The organism is Pantoea sp. UYEF8, from assembly GCF_040546285.1.
Lineage (GTDB): Bacteria > Pseudomonadota > Gammaproteobacteria > Enterobacterales > Enterobacteriaceae > Pantoea > Pantoea brenneri.
The window spans coordinates 19,081-38,206 of the sequence record NZ_JBEPNM010000015.1 but is presented as its reverse complement, the minus strand read 5'-3'; the positions used below and the strand labels follow the sequence as shown (position 1 = coordinate 38,206).

General features: G+C 48.7%; 11 protein-coding genes and 1 tRNA gene. 8 read left to right on the top strand and 4 right to left on the bottom strand.

Going from position 1 to position 19,126, the window contains the following annotated elements:
• The first annotated feature begins 56 nt into the window (after window positions 1-56).
• Together dnaG and rpoD are read left to right on the top strand one after the other, a co-directional pair.
• Window positions 57-1,802 (top strand): DNA primase, encoded by a 1,746-nt coding sequence (gene dnaG, locus ABIB18_RS20955; RefSeq protein WP_031376493.1) that lies wholly within the window; start codon window positions 57-59, stop codon window positions 1,800-1,802.
• 375 nt (window positions 1,803-2,177) lie between these two features.
• On the top strand, window positions 2,178-4,022 hold the full coding sequence (gene rpoD / locus ABIB18_RS20950) for an RNA polymerase sigma factor RpoD (RefSeq protein WP_031376492.1): 1,845 nt from the start codon (window positions 2,178-2,180) through the stop codon (window positions 4,020-4,022).
• A gap of 83 nt (window positions 4,023-4,105) precedes the next feature.
• Here the strand turns inward: rpoD and mug are convergent, their stop codons facing one another.
• Both mug and ABIB18_RS20940 read right to left on the bottom strand, forming a co-directional pair.
• On the bottom strand, window positions 4,106-4,618 hold the full coding sequence (mug, locus tag ABIB18_RS20945) for a G/U mismatch-specific DNA glycosylase (protein ID WP_031376491.1): 513 nt from the start codon (window positions 4,616-4,618) through the stop codon (window positions 4,106-4,108).
• A complete protein-coding gene (locus tag ABIB18_RS20940; protein ID WP_354475553.1) occupies window positions 4,615-5,199 on the bottom strand; it encodes a TetR/AcrR family transcriptional regulator in 585 nt (194 codons plus the stop codon). Before ABIB18_RS20940 ends, mug begins: the two co-directional genes overlap by 4 nt.
• A 138-nt stretch (window positions 5,200-5,337) precedes the next feature.
• Between ABIB18_RS20940 and ABIB18_RS20935 the strand changes: the two genes are divergently transcribed.
• The 5 genes from ABIB18_RS20935 (at window position 5,338) to ABIB18_RS20915 (ending at window position 9,048) form a co-directional block, all read left to right on the top strand.
• Window positions 5,338-6,129: an SDR family NAD(P)-dependent oxidoreductase gene (locus ABIB18_RS20935; RefSeq protein ID WP_089561962.1), complete on the top strand. Its 792-nt coding sequence runs from the start codon at window positions 5,338-5,340 to the stop codon at window positions 6,127-6,129.
• Window positions 6,130-6,319: 190 nt separating this feature from the next.
• Window positions 6,320-6,395, top strand: a tRNA-Ile gene (locus ABIB18_RS20930).
• A 120-nt stretch (window positions 6,396-6,515) separates the two neighbouring features.
• The gene (locus ABIB18_RS20925; protein WP_283342605.1) at window positions 6,516-7,304 is read left to right on the top strand and encodes a hypothetical protein; all 789 of its coding nucleotides are present in this window, start codon (window positions 6,516-6,518) and stop codon (window positions 7,302-7,304) included.
• Between the two features lie 120 nt (window positions 7,305-7,424).
• Window positions 7,425-7,628, top strand: coding sequence for a helix-turn-helix transcriptional regulator (locus ABIB18_RS20920; protein WP_283342604.1), 204 nt, complete (start codon window positions 7,425-7,427; stop codon window positions 7,626-7,628).
• Window positions 7,629-7,755: 127 nt separating this feature from the next.
• Window positions 7,756-9,048, top strand: coding sequence for a YagK/YfjJ domain-containing protein (locus ABIB18_RS20915; RefSeq protein WP_354475550.1), 1,293 nt, complete (start codon window positions 7,756-7,758; stop codon window positions 9,046-9,048).
• Between the two features lie 297 nt (window positions 9,049-9,345).
• On the opposite strand, the gene hhe is transcribed toward ABIB18_RS20915, so the two are convergent.
• Window positions 9,346-15,036, bottom strand: a complete 5,691-nt coding sequence (hhe, locus tag ABIB18_RS20910) for a DUF4011 domain-containing anti-phage protein Hhe (RefSeq protein ID WP_354475548.1) — start codon at window positions 15,034-15,036, stop codon at window positions 9,346-9,348.
• Between the two features lie 416 nt (window positions 15,037-15,452).
• Here hhe and hsdR point away from each other — a divergent pair, with 416 nt between their 5' ends.
• The gene (gene hsdR / locus ABIB18_RS20905) at window positions 15,453-17,882 is read left to right on the top strand and encodes an EcoAI/FtnUII family type I restriction enzme subunit R (protein WP_354475608.1); all 2,430 of its coding nucleotides are present in this window, start codon (window positions 15,453-15,455) and stop codon (window positions 17,880-17,882) included.
• A gap of 13 nt (window positions 17,883-17,895) precedes the next feature.
• Here hsdR and ABIB18_RS20900 read toward each other — a convergent pair.
• Window positions 17,896-19,046, bottom strand: a protein-coding gene (locus ABIB18_RS20900; RefSeq protein ID WP_087924331.1) for an IS3 family transposase whose coding sequence is annotated in 2 segments (ribosomal slippage) — window positions 17,896-18,788 and window positions 18,788-19,046 — 1,152 coding nt in all. Because the reading frame shifts where the segments join, the coding sequence is not laid out codon by codon here.
• Window positions 19,047-19,126 lie beyond the last annotated feature (80 nt).

Genomic DNA, 19,126 nt, shown 5'->3' with positions numbered 1-19,126 from the left:
GCTTTCCGAAAGGAAGCGCGGCTTGTTGCCGTTTATGAGCTGAAAATCTGGGGCGTATGGCTGGACGAATTCCACGCGTATTTATTAATGATTTACTTGCCCGCACGGATATCGTGGATCTGATCGATGCCCGCGTTAAGCTGAAAAAGCAGGGTAAGAATTTCCACGCGTGCTGTCCTTTCCATAATGAAAAAACGCCCTCTTTCACCGTAAACGGCGAAAAACAGTTCTATCACTGTTTCGGCTGTGGCGCACACGGCAACGCTATCGACTTTTTAATGAACTACGATCGTCTCGAGTTTGTTGAAAGTATCGAAGAGCTTGCCACTTCCCACGGTTTAGACGTGCCTTATGAAGCAGGCAGCGGGCCCAGCCAGATGGAACGCCATCAGCGCCAGAGCCTGTATCAGCTGATGGAGAACCTGAACGGTTTTTATCAGCAGGGCCTGCAGCAATCCAGTGCGCAGCCAGCACGCGACTATCTTGATCGTCGTGGTCTGAGCGCCGATATCATCAATCATTTCGCCATTGGTTACGCGCCTGCCGGCTGGGATAACGTTCTCAAACGGTTTGGTAAGCAGTCGGAAGACCGTGAGTCGTTGATGGAAGCTGGCATGCTGGTCAGCAATGATAAGGGTCGCACCTATGACCGGTTTCGCGACCGCGTCATGTTTCCGATTCGCGATAAGCGTGGCCGCGTCATTGGTTTTGGCGGACGGGTATTAGGCAACGATACGCCTAAGTATCTGAACTCGCCGGAAACACCTATTTTTCATAAAGGTCGTCAGCTTTACGGCCTGTATGAAGCACTAAAAAATCATCCGGAACCCGCCCGTTTACTGGTGGTCGAGGGATACATGGATGTGGTGGCACTGGCGCAGTACGGCATTGATTACGCCGTCGCCTCGCTGGGCACCTCAACCACGGCTGAGCATATTCAGCTACTGTTTCGCAGTACCGACAACGTGATTTGCTGTTACGACGGCGATCGCGCTGGCCGTGAAGCCGCCTGGCGTGCGCTTGAGACCGCATTACCTTACATGAATGATGGTCGTCAGCTACGCTTTATGTTTTTACCGGATGGCGAAGACCCGGATACGCTGGTGCGCAAAGAGGGCAAAGCGGCTTTCGAAGCGAGGATGGAGCAGGCAATGCCGCTCTCTTCGTTTTTATTCGACAGTTTGCTGCCGCAGGTTGATCTGAGTTCACGCGACGGTAAAGCCCGCCTGAGTACGCTGGCTTTGCCGCTGATTTCGCAGATTCCTGGCGAAACCCTGCGTATTTATATGCGTCAGGAGCTGGGCAATAAGCTGGGTATCCTGGATGACAATCAGCTTGAAAAGCTGATGCCTAAGCTGGCCGCAAGCGGAACGGCGCCAGTTGCACCACCGCTTAAGCGAACCACGATGCGGGTGCTGGTCGCGCTGCTGATTCAGAACCCGCAGCTGGCCACCCTGGTGCCGTCGCTTGATGGGTTGTCTGAGTCAAAAATGCCGGGATTACCGCTATTTATCGAATTAGTGGGCCGTTGTAATGAGAATCCTGGATTGACCACCGGACAGCTACTAGAGTTATATCGCGGGACAAATTTTAGTCAGACGCTTGAAACTCTGGCGATCTGGAACCACATGATAGTAGATGAGGAAGCCGAAGCGGTGTTTCAGGACTCGCTGGCCAGCATCTACGATTCTGCTCTTGAAGAGCGCCTGGAGTTTTTGATTGCGCGCGAGCGCACCCAGGGATTGAGCGCCGATGAGCGCCGCGAGCTCTGGACACTGAGCCAGGCTTTTGCCAGAAAATAACCTTTTTTAATGATTTGTCCGTTCTGATGTATGAAAGGACAGATTAAGCGTTTTATGGCCGGAATGGCGAGTAAGCCAGGCCAGCAGCACAAATTTTAAAGGCCGTCGGCGTCGCTGCCAGTCTGGTTATCGCCAGCGCACAGCCTCCGCAGCGTACTGAAGTACGTGAGGAAGGCGAGCACTGCCGGGGACCAGAATGGCGAGTAAGCCAGGCCATTAGCACCGAGTTTATACAAGCGGCTTAAGTGCCGAATACTGATGGGCAAAGCCCACGCCGCGACGAGGGCAGCGGCAAGAACTAAACGCCTTCACTGCTATTGTTGGCTCGCTGCCGACCGACACCAATCTAATTAACAGAAGTGTGGATACCGTCTTATGGAGCAAAACCCGCAGTCACAGCTTAAGCTTCTTGTCACCCGTGGTAAGGAGCAAGGCTATCTGACCTATGCTGAGGTCAATGACCATCTGCCGGAAGATATCGTCGACTCAGATCAGATCGAAGACATCATCCAGATGATTAACGACATGGGTATTCAGGTGGTTGAAGAAGCCCCGGATGCCGACGATCTGATGCTGAACGAAAACAGCTCCGATACTGACGAAGATGCCGCGGAAGCTGCAGCTCAGGTGTTATCCAGCGTTGAATCTGAAATTGGGCGTACTACCGACCCGGTCCGCATGTATATGCGTGAAATGGGTACCGTCGAACTGCTGACGCGCGAAGGCGAAATCGACATCGCGAAGCGTATTGAAGACGGTATCAATCAGGTTCAATGTTCCGTTGCTGAATACCCTGAGGCGATTACTTACCTGCTGGATCAGTACGACAAAGTTGAAGCAGGCGAATCACGCCTGTCCGATCTGATCACCGGTTTCGTCGATCCTAACGCGGAAGAAGATCTGGCCCCTACGGCAACGCACGTGGGCTCTGAGCTTTCTGAAGCCGATCGTGTTGACGATGAAGAAGAAGATGAAGAGAGCGACGATGACAGCTCCGACGACGATAACTCTATCGACCCGGAACTGGCGCGCGAGAAGTTTTCTGACCTGCGTAAGCAGTATGAAACCACCCGCAATGTGATTAAGAGCAAAGGCCGCAGCCACGCTGATGCCGTTGCCGAAATCCAGAACCTCTCTGACGTCTTCAAACAGTTCCGCCTGGTACCGAAGCAGTTCGATTACCTGGTGAACAACATGCGCGAAATGATGGAACGTGTCCGTACTCAGGAACGTTTGATCATGAAGCTGTGTATCGAACTGTGCAAAATGCCGAAGAAAAACTTCATTACCCTGTTCACCGGCAATGAAACCAACGAAAGCTGGTTCAAAGCGGCGCTGGCGATGAACAAGCCGTGGTCTGAAAAGCTGCTGGAAGTGCAGGATGACGTTATGCGTTCCCTGCAGAAACTGGCGCAGATCGAAGAAGAGACCGGCCTGACCATTGAGCAGGTAAAAGATATCAACCGTCGCATGTCGATCGGTGAAGCGAAAGCGCGTCGCGCGAAGAAAGAGATGGTGGAAGCAAACCTGCGTCTGGTTATTTCGATTGCGAAGAAATATACCAACCGTGGTCTGCAGTTCCTCGACCTGATTCAGGAAGGTAATATCGGCCTGATGAAAGCGGTTGATAAGTTTGAATATCGCCGTGGTTACAAATTCTCGACCTATGCGACCTGGTGGATCCGTCAGGCAATCACCCGCTCTATCGCTGACCAGGCACGTACCATCCGTATTCCGGTGCATATGATTGAGACCATCAACAAGCTCAACCGTATTTCGCGCCAGATGCTGCAGGAAATGGGCCGTGAACCGACGCCGGAAGAACTGGCTGAGCGTATGCTGATGCCAGAAGATAAGATTCGCAAAGTGCTGAAAATCGCTAAAGAGCCGATCTCAATGGAGACGCCGATTGGTGATGATGAAGATTCGCATCTGGGCGATTTTATCGAAGACACCACGCTGGAGCTGCCGCTGGACTCTGCTACCTCAGAAAGTCTGCGTTCTGCGACCCACGACGTGCTGGCTGGCCTGACCGCACGTGAAGCGAAAGTGCTGCGCATGCGTTTCGGCATCGACATGAACACTGACCATACGCTGGAAGAAGTGGGCAAACAGTTCGACGTGACGCGTGAGCGTATTCGTCAGATTGAAGCCAAAGCACTGCGTAAACTGCGCCATCCGAGCCGTTCGGAAGTGCTGCGCAGCTTCCTCGACGATTAAGTCAGACAAAAACCCCGGCACGCCGGGGTTTTTTATGCCTGTCGTTTAGCAATAACCGCCCTGCCCTGCTGTTACCGTCGGTTTTAACCCGCCTGCAATGCGTTATGGAGCTGTCGATAGGCTTCAACCATCTCATCCAGTGAAGCGCGATTCAGTCCACTGGGATTCGGCAGTACCCACACCGCCGTTTTACCGATCGCTATCGGCTGTTTACCCCATTCCACTTTGCTCTGCTGAAAGGCGCGCCGGAAGGCATCTTTACCCAGAATCGCCAAGGCTGCGGGCTGGTAATGCAGCACCTTTTCAATCAGGCGCTTGCCGCCATCGCGTAATTCATCCGGTGCTAACTCATTCGCCTGCACGGTTGGACGCTCAACCAGCATGGTGATGCCACATCCCGTCTCGGTTAACCGCTGCTCCTCTTCCGGTTTAAGCAGCTGTTGAGTAAAACCGGCCAGATGGATCACTTTCCAGAAGCGATTGCCGGGATGGGCAAAGTGATAGCCCTGATGTGCAGTTGACTGACCCGGATTAATGCCACAGAACAGGACGTTCAGATTGGCGCTGATGATGTCGCGGATACTGTGCTCAATCATGCTGCCACCAGTCCGGCGCGCTGCTTCAGGGCGTCACGGCTGCGCTGTAACAGCTGACCGGCATGCTTCGCATCCGGGCAGGCACGCGCCAGCGCCAGCGCCCCGACCATCTCGGCCTGCATACTGGATGCCAGCGCATCCGTATCTTCACGCTCCAGCTCGCGCAGCATCTGCGCCAGGCCGTCATGCAGCGCATCGATACCCTGCGTAAAAATAGAGCGGGTCTGTTCAGGCAGATGCGCGACTTCGCTCACCAGCGCAGCGATTGGGCATCCTTCCGCTGGGGTATTGCGATGCGCCTCGGAAAGGTAGGTATCAATAAATCCGGCTAACCGCTGGCCTGGCTGGGTCACCCGATCCGCTGGCGCAAAACTGCCCGCCTCGGCAAACATATGCTTAAGCACCTCCTGTACCAGTTCCTCGCGTGAGGCAAAATGCGCATAAAAGCCGCCGTGCGTCAGGCCAACCCGCTTCATCAGAGCCGCCACACCAATGCCCTCGGTGCCGGTTTCACGCATAACTCGCGCAGCCTCACTCAGGATACGCTGCCGCGTATGCGCTTTGCTGGTCTGCTTCTCCATATCCTCTCCTGCGGTTTCAGATGCGCTGCTTCTGGCTATTATAGTAATTATTACGCTCATCATATTCCAGCTTGACGGCGCATATGATGGTCGTCATATTGGTGTGAATTATGACGACCATCATACGAGGAGTAAATTATGTCAACATCAGGTACGGCGTTAATAACCGGTGCGTCCAGCGGCATCGGCGCAACTTATGCAAAACGACTGGCTGCACGCGGTTACGATCTGATTCTGGTGGCACGCGACGAATCGCGTCTGAACCAGCTGGCGGCGTTACTGAGTGAGCAGCACGCTATTCAGGTTAAGGTGTTGGCTGCTGATTTAACCAGTGAACAGGATGTGCAGCGGGTAGAGTCTGAACTGGTCACTAATGCCAGCATTACACTGCTGCTGAACAACGCGGGTATGAGCGTGGAGGGAGAGTTCCTTGAGGCGGACATCAACCGCATCAATACCATGCTGACGTTAAATATCGTGACGCCCACCCGGCTGGCGCAGGCCGCTGCCCGGGTCTTCAAAGCGCGTGGCAACGGCATCATTATTAATATTGCCTCGGTGCTGGCACTGGTGCATGAGATGTTCAACGGTGCCTACAATGCCACTAAATCTTACGTACTGACGCTAACGCGTGCGATGCAGCGTGAGCTTGCTGACAGCGGTGTGCAGGTGCAGGCAGTGCTGCCTGGCGCAACCCGTACCGAGATTTTTGACCGTGCCGGCCAGCCGATCAACACCATCCCTGCCGAAATGCTGATGGAAGTCGATGAAATGGTCGATGCGGCGCTGGCGGGCCTCGACAACAAGGAAGCGGTAACGATTCCACCGCTGGAAGATCTGCAGATGTGGCAGGATTACGATCGCGCACGCGGCACTATGGTGCCTCACCTGTCGCGTAATAAATCCGCTACGCGCTACCACCAGAGCTGATTCCGCTACCCGTCAGGGCGTTTTTGATGAGGGTACGGCGGCATCCTGCCGTACCAGTTTGAGACCCTGTTACGGTTTATCAGGATATTTGTTATAGAAATCAGCAATTAAAAGCTTGCTGCTTATTTCAGCAACCGGTGGCTGAGTGCTGGATCGCTCAGAAGAGATACTTTATAATCCCCGCTCCGCTGGCCCCTTAGCTCAGTGGTTAGAGCAGGCGACTCATAATCGCTTGGTCGCTGGTTCAAACCCAGCAGGGGCCACCAAATTTATCAAGGACTTAGACAGGAAACTGGCTGAGTCCTTTTTGTTTTCTGGCTTTTAAGGTGATGTAGTGGGTGATGTAATCCTCATGCTACATCATCTGCTATCAGGACTCAGTGAACATGAACCTGTTTGATAGAATCGACAAAAAGATTAGTGAGCGGCGTGACAAAGAAGCGGAGTTTGTCAGCCTTAAACAAATTTGCTTGTATATGAAATCCGTTAAACCGTCCGCTTCATGGCAAGACGTTGCTGATAGTTTTGTTACTACGCTTCTTGCTCTACAAGTAGCTCCAAAGCTATATCGATTAGAAAACGGGTTAATGCTTGATGTGTCCATCTTGAATGCGTCACTAGAGAGAGAAAGGGATAGCAAGCCTCGATCTTTTGAAGAGTTGGGACGCTTTATTGGCACTTCGGCTCAATCACTCATGAGCAAGCTGAACGATGAAAGCATCAACGATCCGAAACTGGAACTCTATGGGTACCGGAAAGCTGACTTAAAAAGCGCCTTCGATACAGACTTTAACGATGCGGGGACTATGGCACCTTCATGGACGGATCGTGAAGCCACCTTAATGGCGGAAATTGAGCAATTGTGTTCAGAAAATGCCCGATTGAAAAAAGAGCTTAGTGAGCCACATCCAAACGCCGAGAAATTTGCTACTAACCGCGAACAGATTCTTCTGGCAGCATTATACGTTCTTTATAACGAGCCTCATGAATGGAAGCATAAAACAAAAAATGATTTAAAAAACTTTCTGCCATTGCCGTCAAAGATAGCTAAGGAATTGGAAGACCAAGGCTTTCATCTTTGGAAAAATGGTTCTCCTCCCTTGTCAATGGAACAAGTCGCAAGGTTACTGTCCCGAGCAACCAAGAAACCGCCTAAAAATAACGATCCGTTATAATCAATAAAAATCAATAAGATACTAAGTAGTCACCGGTGACTACCCAAGGTACTCACCGGACAGCATTTCGCAATTTTGTTTCAATCTCGCTCACACCAAAGCAATTTAATGAGGTATGAGTTGAACACAAACAACATCCACGAAGTACATTTCCGTCCGCAACCTATTATCCGCATCAGCAAAATGATGGAGTTATTAGATTGCAGCAGGACAACCCTTTACCGCTGGGTTAAACAAGGTGCCTTCCCGCAGCCGATCATGCGTGAAGGCCGTACAATTGGCTGGAAGTTTGCTGATTACGAAGCCTGGCAAAAAAGAAGCTAATAATAAAATCCACAATTGTTGCAAATTAAAGCAGAGCCCCGCTCTGCTTTTTTATTGCTCCGTACTCCTGTAACAGGATGAAACAAGATCTATGCAGGAAAGCAATATTAAATAACGGTGAAAAATCTTGCCAGGCATTGAGGCGGCTGGAAATAAGTTTTACCGGGTACTGACAGGATTCAGGATATTTATAATATTTACTTATAGGCTGACCATGATGTTCGATTCAAACAGATATAGTTTCATTTACAAAGACATTATCTGGAATGTGATTCCCAGTGAATCAGACCAGAATAAAGGCATTTTAAATAGACTGTTTGCATTGGCTGAGGAATCACTTCAGCTCTCAAGCCGTTTGTTTGCTATCCGCATGGATTTCAGGCTTAGCACATATACGCATGACAATAGTCCGATGACCCGTTTCCAGAGGGTGCTTATTCCTGCTATCCGCAAAAAGTATCCCAAAACATTTATTAATTTTGCATGGGTGCGTGAGCAGGATAAGTCCCACGCGCAGCACTACCACTATGTGCTGATTCTTAATGGACATTATGTTTGTTATGCGCAGCCTTTAGTGGATTTAATGGCCGAGCTATGGGAGAGCACCACCGGCGGAACTCATTGGTTGCCACAAAATCCATGGTACAAGGTCAACCGTGGAGATATCGATTCGCAAGCGAGATTTATAAAGCGCATAAGCTACCTTGGAAAGAGGCGGAGTAAAGAGCGAAACCCTGCTGGGATTAAAACTTACGAAACCGGGATTCGTCATCAGAAAAAGCAGAAAGCATTCCATACCATTATTGACTCCACCTTAGAGACTGAGGAAAAAACCATTTTGTCTTCTACCGAACAACATGATAACGACCACCAGCCAAAACGTTTCCCCGGGTGGGAAGACGATGAGCTGAATTGGTTCAAGCCATATTCGTTAAACACAATTAATCTCATGACAGGAAAAAATGAACCTGACGTCTTTAGACATCGTCAGAATTACCTGCAAATGGTCCTCAATCACAACGTATCACCAGCGGAATATGCAGACGAACATAGCCTACCGCGCTGGTGGGTTTATAAAAATTTCAGAGACTCAGGAGTTGAAATCCAGCGTCTGGTCTATTGGAGTATGCATCGCTGCACCTGGCAACAACAATTCAAACAATGCGGAGTGAGTGCAGAGCAGTATGTTGAAATGAATAAATTACCGGAAAAAAATGCAGTCCGCCGATTGAAGCAACGTAAGATGAGCGCTTTCTGGAAAGAACACTTTGATCGCTATTACACTCACTTTTGGCCTATAGGTACTTCGGTGACGCTTTACTGCGAGCTGCATAATTTGAAAGCCAGTACTGCGCGTCGTTATCTGATTAACTTACCCCAAGGGATTATCCCGCCATTTACAATACGAGATATGATTTAGATGAGTGTAATGACTGTATAGCGACATTGACGACACAAGTCATATTAAAAATATCAGCTGTTAAAACGACGCAGTAGAAATTCCTTTATTTTCAATACATTATATAAATGAGTGATCAAGAAAATGATCACGTGCGCAAGGGTAGATGATAAAAAAACAAAAAAATCAGTTAGTTAATCAGTATAGTGATCACTCACGAACGGAGTGATCACTATTTTTATGATCACGATTAATGATCACCGCCCTGGCTCATATGTCTCTGTTGAGCATCCATGCTCCAACATTTCAGGCGAGGTACTAAATCTCGCTTGAGATATCTTCACCATCAATCAACGCTAACACACTATTGAGATATGTTTTCCCAGCCTTGCTATCGGTCGCTTCACGCAAATATTTTGGTATACGCTCCACAAATTCTGACCGTGAAAGTGGTTGATGTTCTACTAAAGCTTCAATCATTGCCGGTCGAAGTAGTCTGTTTTCAGCAGGAATGTCGGGACAGGCTATATCAATAACTTCACGAGCGAAACGTTCTAGCCTCGCTCTCAAAGGCTCAGAAGTATTGTTGTATGCCGCAATATCCGTTCTATTTTTATGTTCCTCAACAACTAACTCAGCGATAGCTTGTTCTTCCGAGTAGGATTCGTCAGGAGCCGGAGTTTTTAGCTGATGTAATTCGCGAAGGATAGGTGCTAAAACCTCATCCGGATTACTGAACCAATCTGTGGACCATATACGACGAATCCGCCATCCCAGTCCCTCTAACACATCCTGCCGTAAGCGATCCCTGTCACGAGCGGACTTAGCAGAATGGTAAGTTGCACCATCACACTCAATCCCCATCAAATAACGTCCCTGCTTACCGGGATCACGAACCGCAATATCAATAAAGAATCCGGCTACCCCGACCTGAGGTTCACAACGGAAGCCAGCACTTTCCAGCGCTGTAATAACGGCTACTTCAAAATCACTATCCGGCGCTTTTCCAGTAATCTGAGAAAGCCCATCCATGTTGCCCTTTTCAGCAAAGTGCAAAAAGCCGCGTAAAGCCTGAACGCCACGCTTAGATGTTTCTGTTACCTGAACATCTTCCGCTCGCATTGAGCTGAAAACATGCATCCTTTTTTTGGAACGAGTGAAAAGAACGTTCAAGCGACGCCAGCCGACATCTGAGTTGATAGGGCCAAAGCGTTGATATACTTTGCCATCGGCCTCACCCGGCCCATAAGTAAACGAAATAAAGATGACATCGCGCTCATCGCCCTGAACGTTTTCGAGGTTCTTAACAAAGAGTGCATCGCTTTTCGTTCTTAACCGATCGATAGCCGCCTCAGCTTGAGAGTCTTCACGACACATTTCGTCAATGGCTCGTTCAATTTGTTCACGCTGCTTTGAGTTCATGGCTACGATCCCCAAAGACTCCTCAGGTGAATGAATTGCATGTAAAGCCACAGCCTTGGCAATAACCCGAGCTTCTTCAATATTATGCTGATTAATAAAACGGCCGTTTTTAACGAAGCTGAATTTAACGCCATACTCTGGAGCATGAGCGTTAGGTGATGGGAAAACCACTAAATCGCTATTATAAAAATGACGGTTAGAGTAGGCGATCAGGCTCTCGTGCTGAGAACGATAATGCCATCTTAAACGGCGCATTTTGAAAAGCGGCAAAGAGGCATCAAGAATACTGTCAGTCTGACTTACTGCAGCGGTGTCTTCATCATCATCATCAATGCCTGCACGATCAAAGAAGCTGGTTGGCGGAAGCTGTTTAGGGTCACCAACTACAACAATTTGCTTACCGCGCGCGATAACTCCCAACGCATCCTCAGGCTTAACCTGTGAAGCTTCATCCATCACAACAAGATCAAATTCAATGTCACCCGGTTGAAGGTAATTAGCCGCAGACATTGGCCCCATCATAAAACAGGGCTTCAACTGGAGCAGTGCGCGACCGGCTCGATTAATAAGTTGACGAATCGGAACGTGCCGCGTCTTCTTGCCGGTCTCGTTTCTGATAAGAGCCATTTCCGTATAGTCTGCTTTTCTTCCCCCTGATGCACCCTGGGGAACCGGATTGCTCGCAATAACGGCTGCGATACGTTCACGCTGCAGTTTCTGAAGCGCCTTGTCATAGTCACGAAATGTTTTCTGCATGGCGCTCCGGCTATTACCCGACACCTGTAGAAGATGCGGACGTTCAGAAGCAACTTCGCGCGCCAGCTGATCGAAAATAGCCACCTGCAAGCCGGTATCGATGTGTTCAATTGCAAGTGTATGGCTCATGATCGCATCACGGATACGCTGTAGTCCGTTACTTTCAATTGCTTTAGATACGCGGGTAAAATTAATCCAACCATTTAACCATCGAGGTTTAGATATTGCTCCTTTATTACGCTCTATTAATGCGGAGAGACGATCTTGGCATCGTTGCTGCCATTGCACAATATCAAGCTGAGTCTCCTTTGCAAAATTCATTTGCCGGTCTGTTTGAATTTCCCACTTGTGCTCAAGGGCGTGAAAATGCTGTTGTAGGCTTCGGTACTCATCGCCGCCGGATAACTTTTTGATAGCATCAGCCAAATCAGAGTTGTGGATTTTTTCACGCATTTGTTCTGTAAAAGTAATGGTTTCACTCATCACATTTAGAAGACGCGTGTTATCTTTACTTGCTCCAAAAGCTATTTCATTGGCTATCGCAAAAATATCTCCAAGCAAGGTATCTTCACTTATAGCACTCTGCTTTTCTTGTATTTGATGCAAGATGACGATCTTTTCATTTACTGTCTCCAAAGTAAGTTGCTCAGCTGTAAACCATTGCTGTATTGGAAACAGTGCATCCTTAAGGTTCGCTATAAGAGGTGAAAAAATATTTGTGTCACCGGTCAGTGTTTGAACGTTTTCAGGGAACAAAACGTTTGACGGGATAGTTTTTTCATACTCTTTCAGTTTGGTGAGATGCTGCGAGATTTGAGTATCCACACCTTGATGTTTTAACTGCTGGATACCTTTGAAAATCTGACTATCCAAAGTGAGTAAAGCGCTGCCTATGGCAACGTTAGCGCCGAAGCCGATACCCCAGACACTACGCACTTTGCTATACCAGTCTCGAAGCTGCCGCATCTGGCTCGGCTCGGTTTCTAATCCTTGATAAAGCTCACCGAAAATTTGGCTAAAATTACGTGCCTCAAACTCAGCTAGTTCTTGAGCATACTGACGAAGCCTGGGCAGTTCATCATAAAGCGTTTTCCATTTTGTATTAGGTTCGCTGGATAAGCCGATTAGCGTATTTTTGGCTTGTCGCCATGAGCCGCTTAACCAGCTAAACAAGCCAGAGTCGTGCAAGCTGCTTTCAATAGTCTTCAGCTGTTCATCATCAGTTACTTTATTCAGTACAAAGCGTGACTTTAACTGGTCGCGCAGGGTCTGTAACGATGCCAACCGCTGGCTTAACTCTTCGATCAGCGGCTCGATACCATCATCATCGAACCTTTCATGTCTGTATTTAACTAAATCGCCAGGTAGCTCAAATGCAACATAAATAAATGTCGCTATTTGACTAAAACCTTGCGGAGTAACAGGAAATCTTTCGGAAACAGAAGATGGTAAAGATTCAAGTAGTGCGGAAAGATGCTCACGATCTGATTCAAAAGAAGCATGCATTTGCTCTAAACTGCGAATCAGACGTACGACATCAGCAAGCGTGGTCACGCTATCCAGACCAAACGTTTTAGCGATATTCGGGAAGTCAGGCGCAGAAGCCCCTTCCTCAAGGAGACGCAATTTTTCAGGCATCAGGTAGTCAGCCATATGACGATAATCAGCCTGAACGACATTGAAATCCACCAGCCAATTTTTTAAATGTTCAACCTTATTGTCATCAAGTCTGGCGTAAGCCTGAAAATCAGCTTCAGCGGGCAGATCCGGAAGTCGACCGGACAACTCAACTAACTGAGTCTGCCAGCTCATTTCATCATGATTGGCAGTAACAATCGAATACTGATTTAGAAAACCTGAGAGTGCCTGCTGCCATGAGATTAGCGCTACATTCCATTCATTCAGAATTGAAACGATTCTATCACTGTCGAAAAGCTGGATATCGACGTTATTGATGCCATACCAGGGATGCTCCCATAGTTCAGCCTGCTCACCGACCTGTTGACGAAATTCCACAACGACATCTTTAAACTCTTTGATTTGGTCACGTAGTCTTAACTGCGCCACGCGATCCAATTTCTGCCCCGAAAGGTTTTCTATATGCAATTGAGTGGGATCGATACCCAGTTCGCGTCGATAGCGTGTCGCCCCGGTCAAAATCTGGTGAATAGTAAGCTCGGTATGCTTCCAAATCTCATTAATTTCCTGAGCGTAACTGTTTAACTGACTCTTCAAATCTTCATAGCGTGAAATCTCTGCGTCAATTTGCGCAGGCGTTTTTTGCAATGACGGATTATGCAGCCTTTTCTGAATATCCTCTAAAACCTTACGCTTATGCGATTTATGACTATGAAGCTCCAGACAAAAGTCACCTAATCCCGCCTTATCGAGTCTGTGTTTTACCACCTCTAGCGCAGCGAGCTTTTCCGCAACAAAGAGAACCTTTTTACCATTTAGCATCGCAGCGGCAATAAGGTTCGTTATTGTTTGTGATTTCCCCGTCCCTGGTGGTCCTTCGATTACCAAATTTTCGCCGTTTACAGCATCAATCAGAGCACTATGCTGCGAACTATCAGCATCATAAATAAGCGGAAATTTTTCATGAATGTTATCGAGAGTATCGATCGAATACTCCCTGGACAAGCTTCCTGTATTCGAATTATTTCCCGCCTGAGACGTAAAAAGGCGTTTGATCACTTCATGATTCAGTAAGTTTTTACTACCTTGAGGCCAACGCTCTGGATCAAGATCCAGATACATCAGCATCTTGCTGAAGTTTAATAAGCTCAATGCTCCGTAGCGACGCACTTTCCAGCGCGGCTTATTCTTTTCGATGATTGCCTGTATTTGTTTGAAGTAAGTTTCAGGCAACATCTCGTCATCAAGGCTGGGCAAGGCAATACCAAAATCGCCCTGTAATTTCTCATGCAGCGACAAATTAGGGATAATGTCTTCCCCGGTATAACGTAAGTGGTAACGATAGAGGCCGGCCTGTGGATCGAGCTTACCTTTCTCAAGCGTCACCGGAACAGTAAAGAGTGGAGCAAGTCGAGCCTTATCTGAATCTTCGCTTTCATACCATTCCAGAAAGCCAAGGGACAAATAGAGAATACCGGCCCCCGTCTCTTCAATTGCGACCTGCGCCTTACCATGGATAGAGCGCAACACGGCTTCCAGCTCGGCTGGATAGTAAAGTGTCTGTATTTGGTCATCGGTCAGGGATGCCTGAACTGATGGTTTACGCAACGGCTTGCCCGCTTTCGTATCGCGCTCAAACTCACCGATATCTTTGTAGCCAAACCGGGTAAGAAGAGAATCCAGATGTTCGCCTGGAAGGCCGGAGTTAGCCTCAGTACTTCTGATGCCTGCTAAAGAGCCCCCGTTTTCTTTCAGATGCTCAAGGATGACATCTCTTGCTTTGATTACCAGCTCATAATCTTCTGATGAGATATTGTTTTGAGCACTGCTCAGCAACTCATAGCTGGTATTGATACCCAATTTTCCAGCCCAGGTTTTCGCATCGGGCAAGGATTTCGTTGCTTTCTCTTCTGCTGAAGAGGCATTTTTATCCAGATAACCAAAATGCTGTAACTGTGCTTTGGTCGGATCCGGCACAGGAGCGAACTGCATGACCTGTTCTGACCTGAGGGTTTGAAATAGCTGATCTGGCAGCTCATTGATGATACGTAAGGAAGAGTGCTTTTGGTTAACCGGAAAATTTAATAGCCGGTTTCGTGAAGTCAAATCCAGCAATTTACGCCGCATATCCTCAAGTGATTTAAGGATATACCCTTGAGATTCGTCATCGATTGAAGAAGAGTGTTCCGCCATATCAAACCCTGTAGATCATCAGCAAAAGATTAAAAGAATTCACCAACCTGTCTGTTCTCAATGTCTGTCAGGAATAGAAGCCGTGCCACTTAAAGTCATTCTGGCTGTCGTGACGAGTTCTGTTTTTATTGCTAACGCTGGTGAATTCAGAGACAGACCTTACCGGAAAAAAGGCTTTTTTTACCTGAAAAACCCAACCGGTAAGCATTGGGATAGAAAATCATACCCTGAGCAGTGATGAACACAAGAGGATCATCAATAAGCAATATTTAACAAAAAGCACAAAACTGCAAATTTGACTTAGCATGATAAAAGATTTCACCGGGCTGATTTTGTTAGCTAAAGGCATTAACGAAGCACTTTATTTGTGCAAAAATCGGTCCATCTTCCTTCACTTTTATCTGACCGGAAATGCTATGGCTGGCGTGAACAAAGCTCAACTGACTGAAACCGACATCGTAACTAAATTTATTCTGCCTGCGATTAAAAAGGCTGGATGGGATGATATGACGCAGATTCGCCAGGAGGTGAAGTTACGTGATGGCAAGGTAGTTGTGCGGGGTAAGCTGGCATCACGTCAGAAAGTCAAATCAGCAGATATCGTAATCTACCATAAGCCAGGCTTACCGCTGGCTGTCATTGAAGCGAAAGCAAACAAGCATGAAATCGGCAAAGGGATGCAGCAGGGACTGGGTTATGCCGCCTTGTTAGAGGTTCCTTTCGTCTTTGCCTCCAATGGTGATGGCTTCGTATTTCACGACAAAACGAACCCTGATCAGCTGGAACGAGAAATCACACTTGAAGAGTTCCCAACGCCTGCTGAGTTATGGGAGAAGTTCTGTCTCTGGAAAGGCTATACCGCCGCACAGCTGCCTGTTATTACGCAGGACTACTATGACGACGGCTCCGGTAAATCGCCGCGCTATTATCAGCTTCAGGCAATCAATAAAACGCTTGAGGCTATCTCAGCAGGCCGGAACCGCATCTTATTAGTGATGGCAACCGGTACCGGCAAAACCTACACCGCTTTCCAGATTATCTGGCGGTTATGGAAAGGCAAGCACAAGAAACGCATCCTGTTCCTTGCCGATCGCAATATTCTTGTTGATCAAACCCGCACCAACGATTTCCAGCCTTTTGGTCAGGCAATGACCAAAATCACTGGCCGCACTGTCGATCCCGCTTACGAAATCCATCTGGCGCTGTATCAGGCGATGACAGGAACCGAAGAGCATGAAAAAGCGTATAAGCAGGTTGCGCGTGACTTCTTCGATCTGATCATCATTGACGAATGCCATCGCGGCAGCGCCGCTGAAGACAGCGCCTGGCGCGAGATTCTGGAATATTTTAGTAGTGCGACTCAGGTCGGTTTAACGGCGACGCCGAAAGAGACCCATGAGGTCTCAAATACAGATTATTTCGGTGAGCCGGTCTATACCTATTCGCTTAAACAAGGCATTGAGGATGGCTTCCTGGCACCTTATAAAGTGGTACGCGTTGACATCAATGTTGACCTGCAAGGATGGCGTCCAGCGAAAGGGGAAGTTGATAAAAATGGTGAACTGATCGAAGATCGTATCTACAACCAAAAAGATTTTGATCGCAACTTAGTCATTGATGAACGCACTCAGCTGGTGGCAGAAACCATTACGGATTACCTCAAGCGTACCAACCCCATGGATAAAACCATCGTCTTCTGTAATGACATACCTCACGCAGAGCGGATGCGGCGTGCCTTGGTGAATCTCAACGCAGCGCAAATGAAAGAAAATGATAAATACATCATGCGTATTACCGGCGATGAGACTGAGGGAAAAAACCAGCTCGATAACTTTATCAATCCGAAGAAGCCCTACCCGGTCATTACCGTCACATCAGAACTGATGACAACGGGTGTGGATGCCAAAACCTGTAAGCTGGTTGTGCTTGAACAAAACATCCAGTCGATGACCAAATTTAAGCAGATCATCGGACGCGGCACGCGTATTGATGAACGCTACAACAAGCTATGGTTCACCATTCTGGATTTCCGAAAAGCCACCGAACTGTTTGCAGATGAACGCTTTGATGGCTTGCCGGTGAAAGTCATAACGACGACAAAAGATGAGGTCGCCGATCCAGAGTCAGATTTTGATGAACAGCTGGAAGATGAAGTATCAGATGGAGCGGGTCAAACAGGCCATGCAGAAGAGGCATCACCAGACTATCCCTCTGGCCCCTCAACAGAAACCGAACCTGACGGCGAACTGCCCGAAACTGACGAAGAACGACGCAGAAAGTTTTACGTTAAAGGCGTTGCTGTTAACGTGCTATCTAAACGCGTTCAGTATTACGACGCTGATGGTAAGCTTGTTACCGAATCATTTCAGGATTACACCCGTCGTACGCTGATGAAAGAGTATGCGTCTTTAAATGACTTTGTTCAGCGCTGGCAAAGTGCTGAACGTAAACAGGCCATTATCGAAGAGCTGGAACAGCAGGGCATTATCTGGGATGTGCTGACGGAAGAGGTCGGCAAAGAGCTGGATCCCTTCGATATGCTTTGCCATGTCGTGTACGGCCAGCCGCCGCTCACCCGCCGAGAACGCGCCGATAATGTACGAAAGCGTAATTACTTCACCAAATACTCTGAGTCGGCTCAGGCCGTGTTGAGCAACCTGCTCGATAAATACGCCGATGCGGGCGTAAAGGAAATCGAAGATATTCAGGTACTGAAGCTTCGACCTTTTGATACCATGGGCCGCCCTTTGGAGATCATCAAAAAGAACTTTGGTGACAAGGAAAGCTACATGAGTGCCGTGAGTGAACTGGAAAACGAAATCTACGAACTGATCCTACCCACGTAATGTGGACACGGCCCTAAGCGAGGTTCTGGTTTTCAAATTGTTCGGGACTGAGTCCGCCACAGGCACTGTGTCGGCGCCACCGATTGTAATCACACTCGATATAATTAAACACCGTCATCCGCATGATTTCCCGGCTGATAAGGCGTTCCCCGTGGATACATTCCACCTTCAGCGAGTGGAAGAAGCTTTCCGCGCAGGCATTGTCGTAACAACATCCTTTGGCACTCATGCTACCGTGCAGATTATGCCGCTTCAGTAACGCCTGATAGTCTGCCGAACAGTACTGCCCGCCTCTGTCCGTATGCACGATGACATTTTCCGGGCGCTTACGTCGCCAGAGTGCCATCTGTAGCGCATCGCAGGCCAGCTGCGCTGTCATCCGCGACGACATCGACCAGCCGATGACAGCACGGGACCACAGGTCAATGACCACCGCCAGGTACAACCAGCCTTCGTCCGTGCGCAAGTACGTGATGTCACCCGCCCACTTCTGATTCGGGCCACTCGCGTAAAAATCCTGTTTCAGCAGATTTTCAGACACCGGCAGGCCATGTTCGCGGTATCGGACCGGGCTGAACTTCCGGGCCGCTTTTGCGCGAAGCCCCTGACGCCGCAGGCTGGCGGCAATGGTTTTGACGTTGTACTCAGGCAGTTCGTCAGCGAGACGAGGCGCACCATAACGCTGTTTTGCCTCAGTGAATGCCTGACGGACAGCAGTATCACAGACGAGCCGGAACTGCTGACGTGGTGTTATCTGCTGACGACGCAGACGCCACGCATACCAGCCGCTACGGGCGACCCGCAGTACCCGGCATATGGCTTTGACGCTGAACTCAGCCCGATGTTTTTCAATAAAGACATACTTCATTTCAGGCGCTTCGCGAAGTATGTCGCGGCCTTTTGGAGAATGGCCAGCTCCTCTGCCTGTTCCGCCAGTTGGCGCTTAAGACGGGCAATTTCAACGGACATTTCCTGCTCACGTTCGGAAGAGCTGCGGGCATTGTTAATCTTACTGCGCCATGCGTAGAGCTGGGATTCGTACAGGCTGAGTTCCCGGGCAGCGGCAGCAACACCGATACGTTCCGCAAGCTTCAGGGCTTCGTTGCGGAATTCAGGCGTGTACTGTTTGCGGGGCTTCTTACTGGTTGATGCTGGTTTTGTCATGAGTCACCTCTGGTTAAGAGTTTACTCACTTAGTCGTGTGTCCACTATTCGTGGGTAAGATCAGAAGGAAGCGTTAGCCT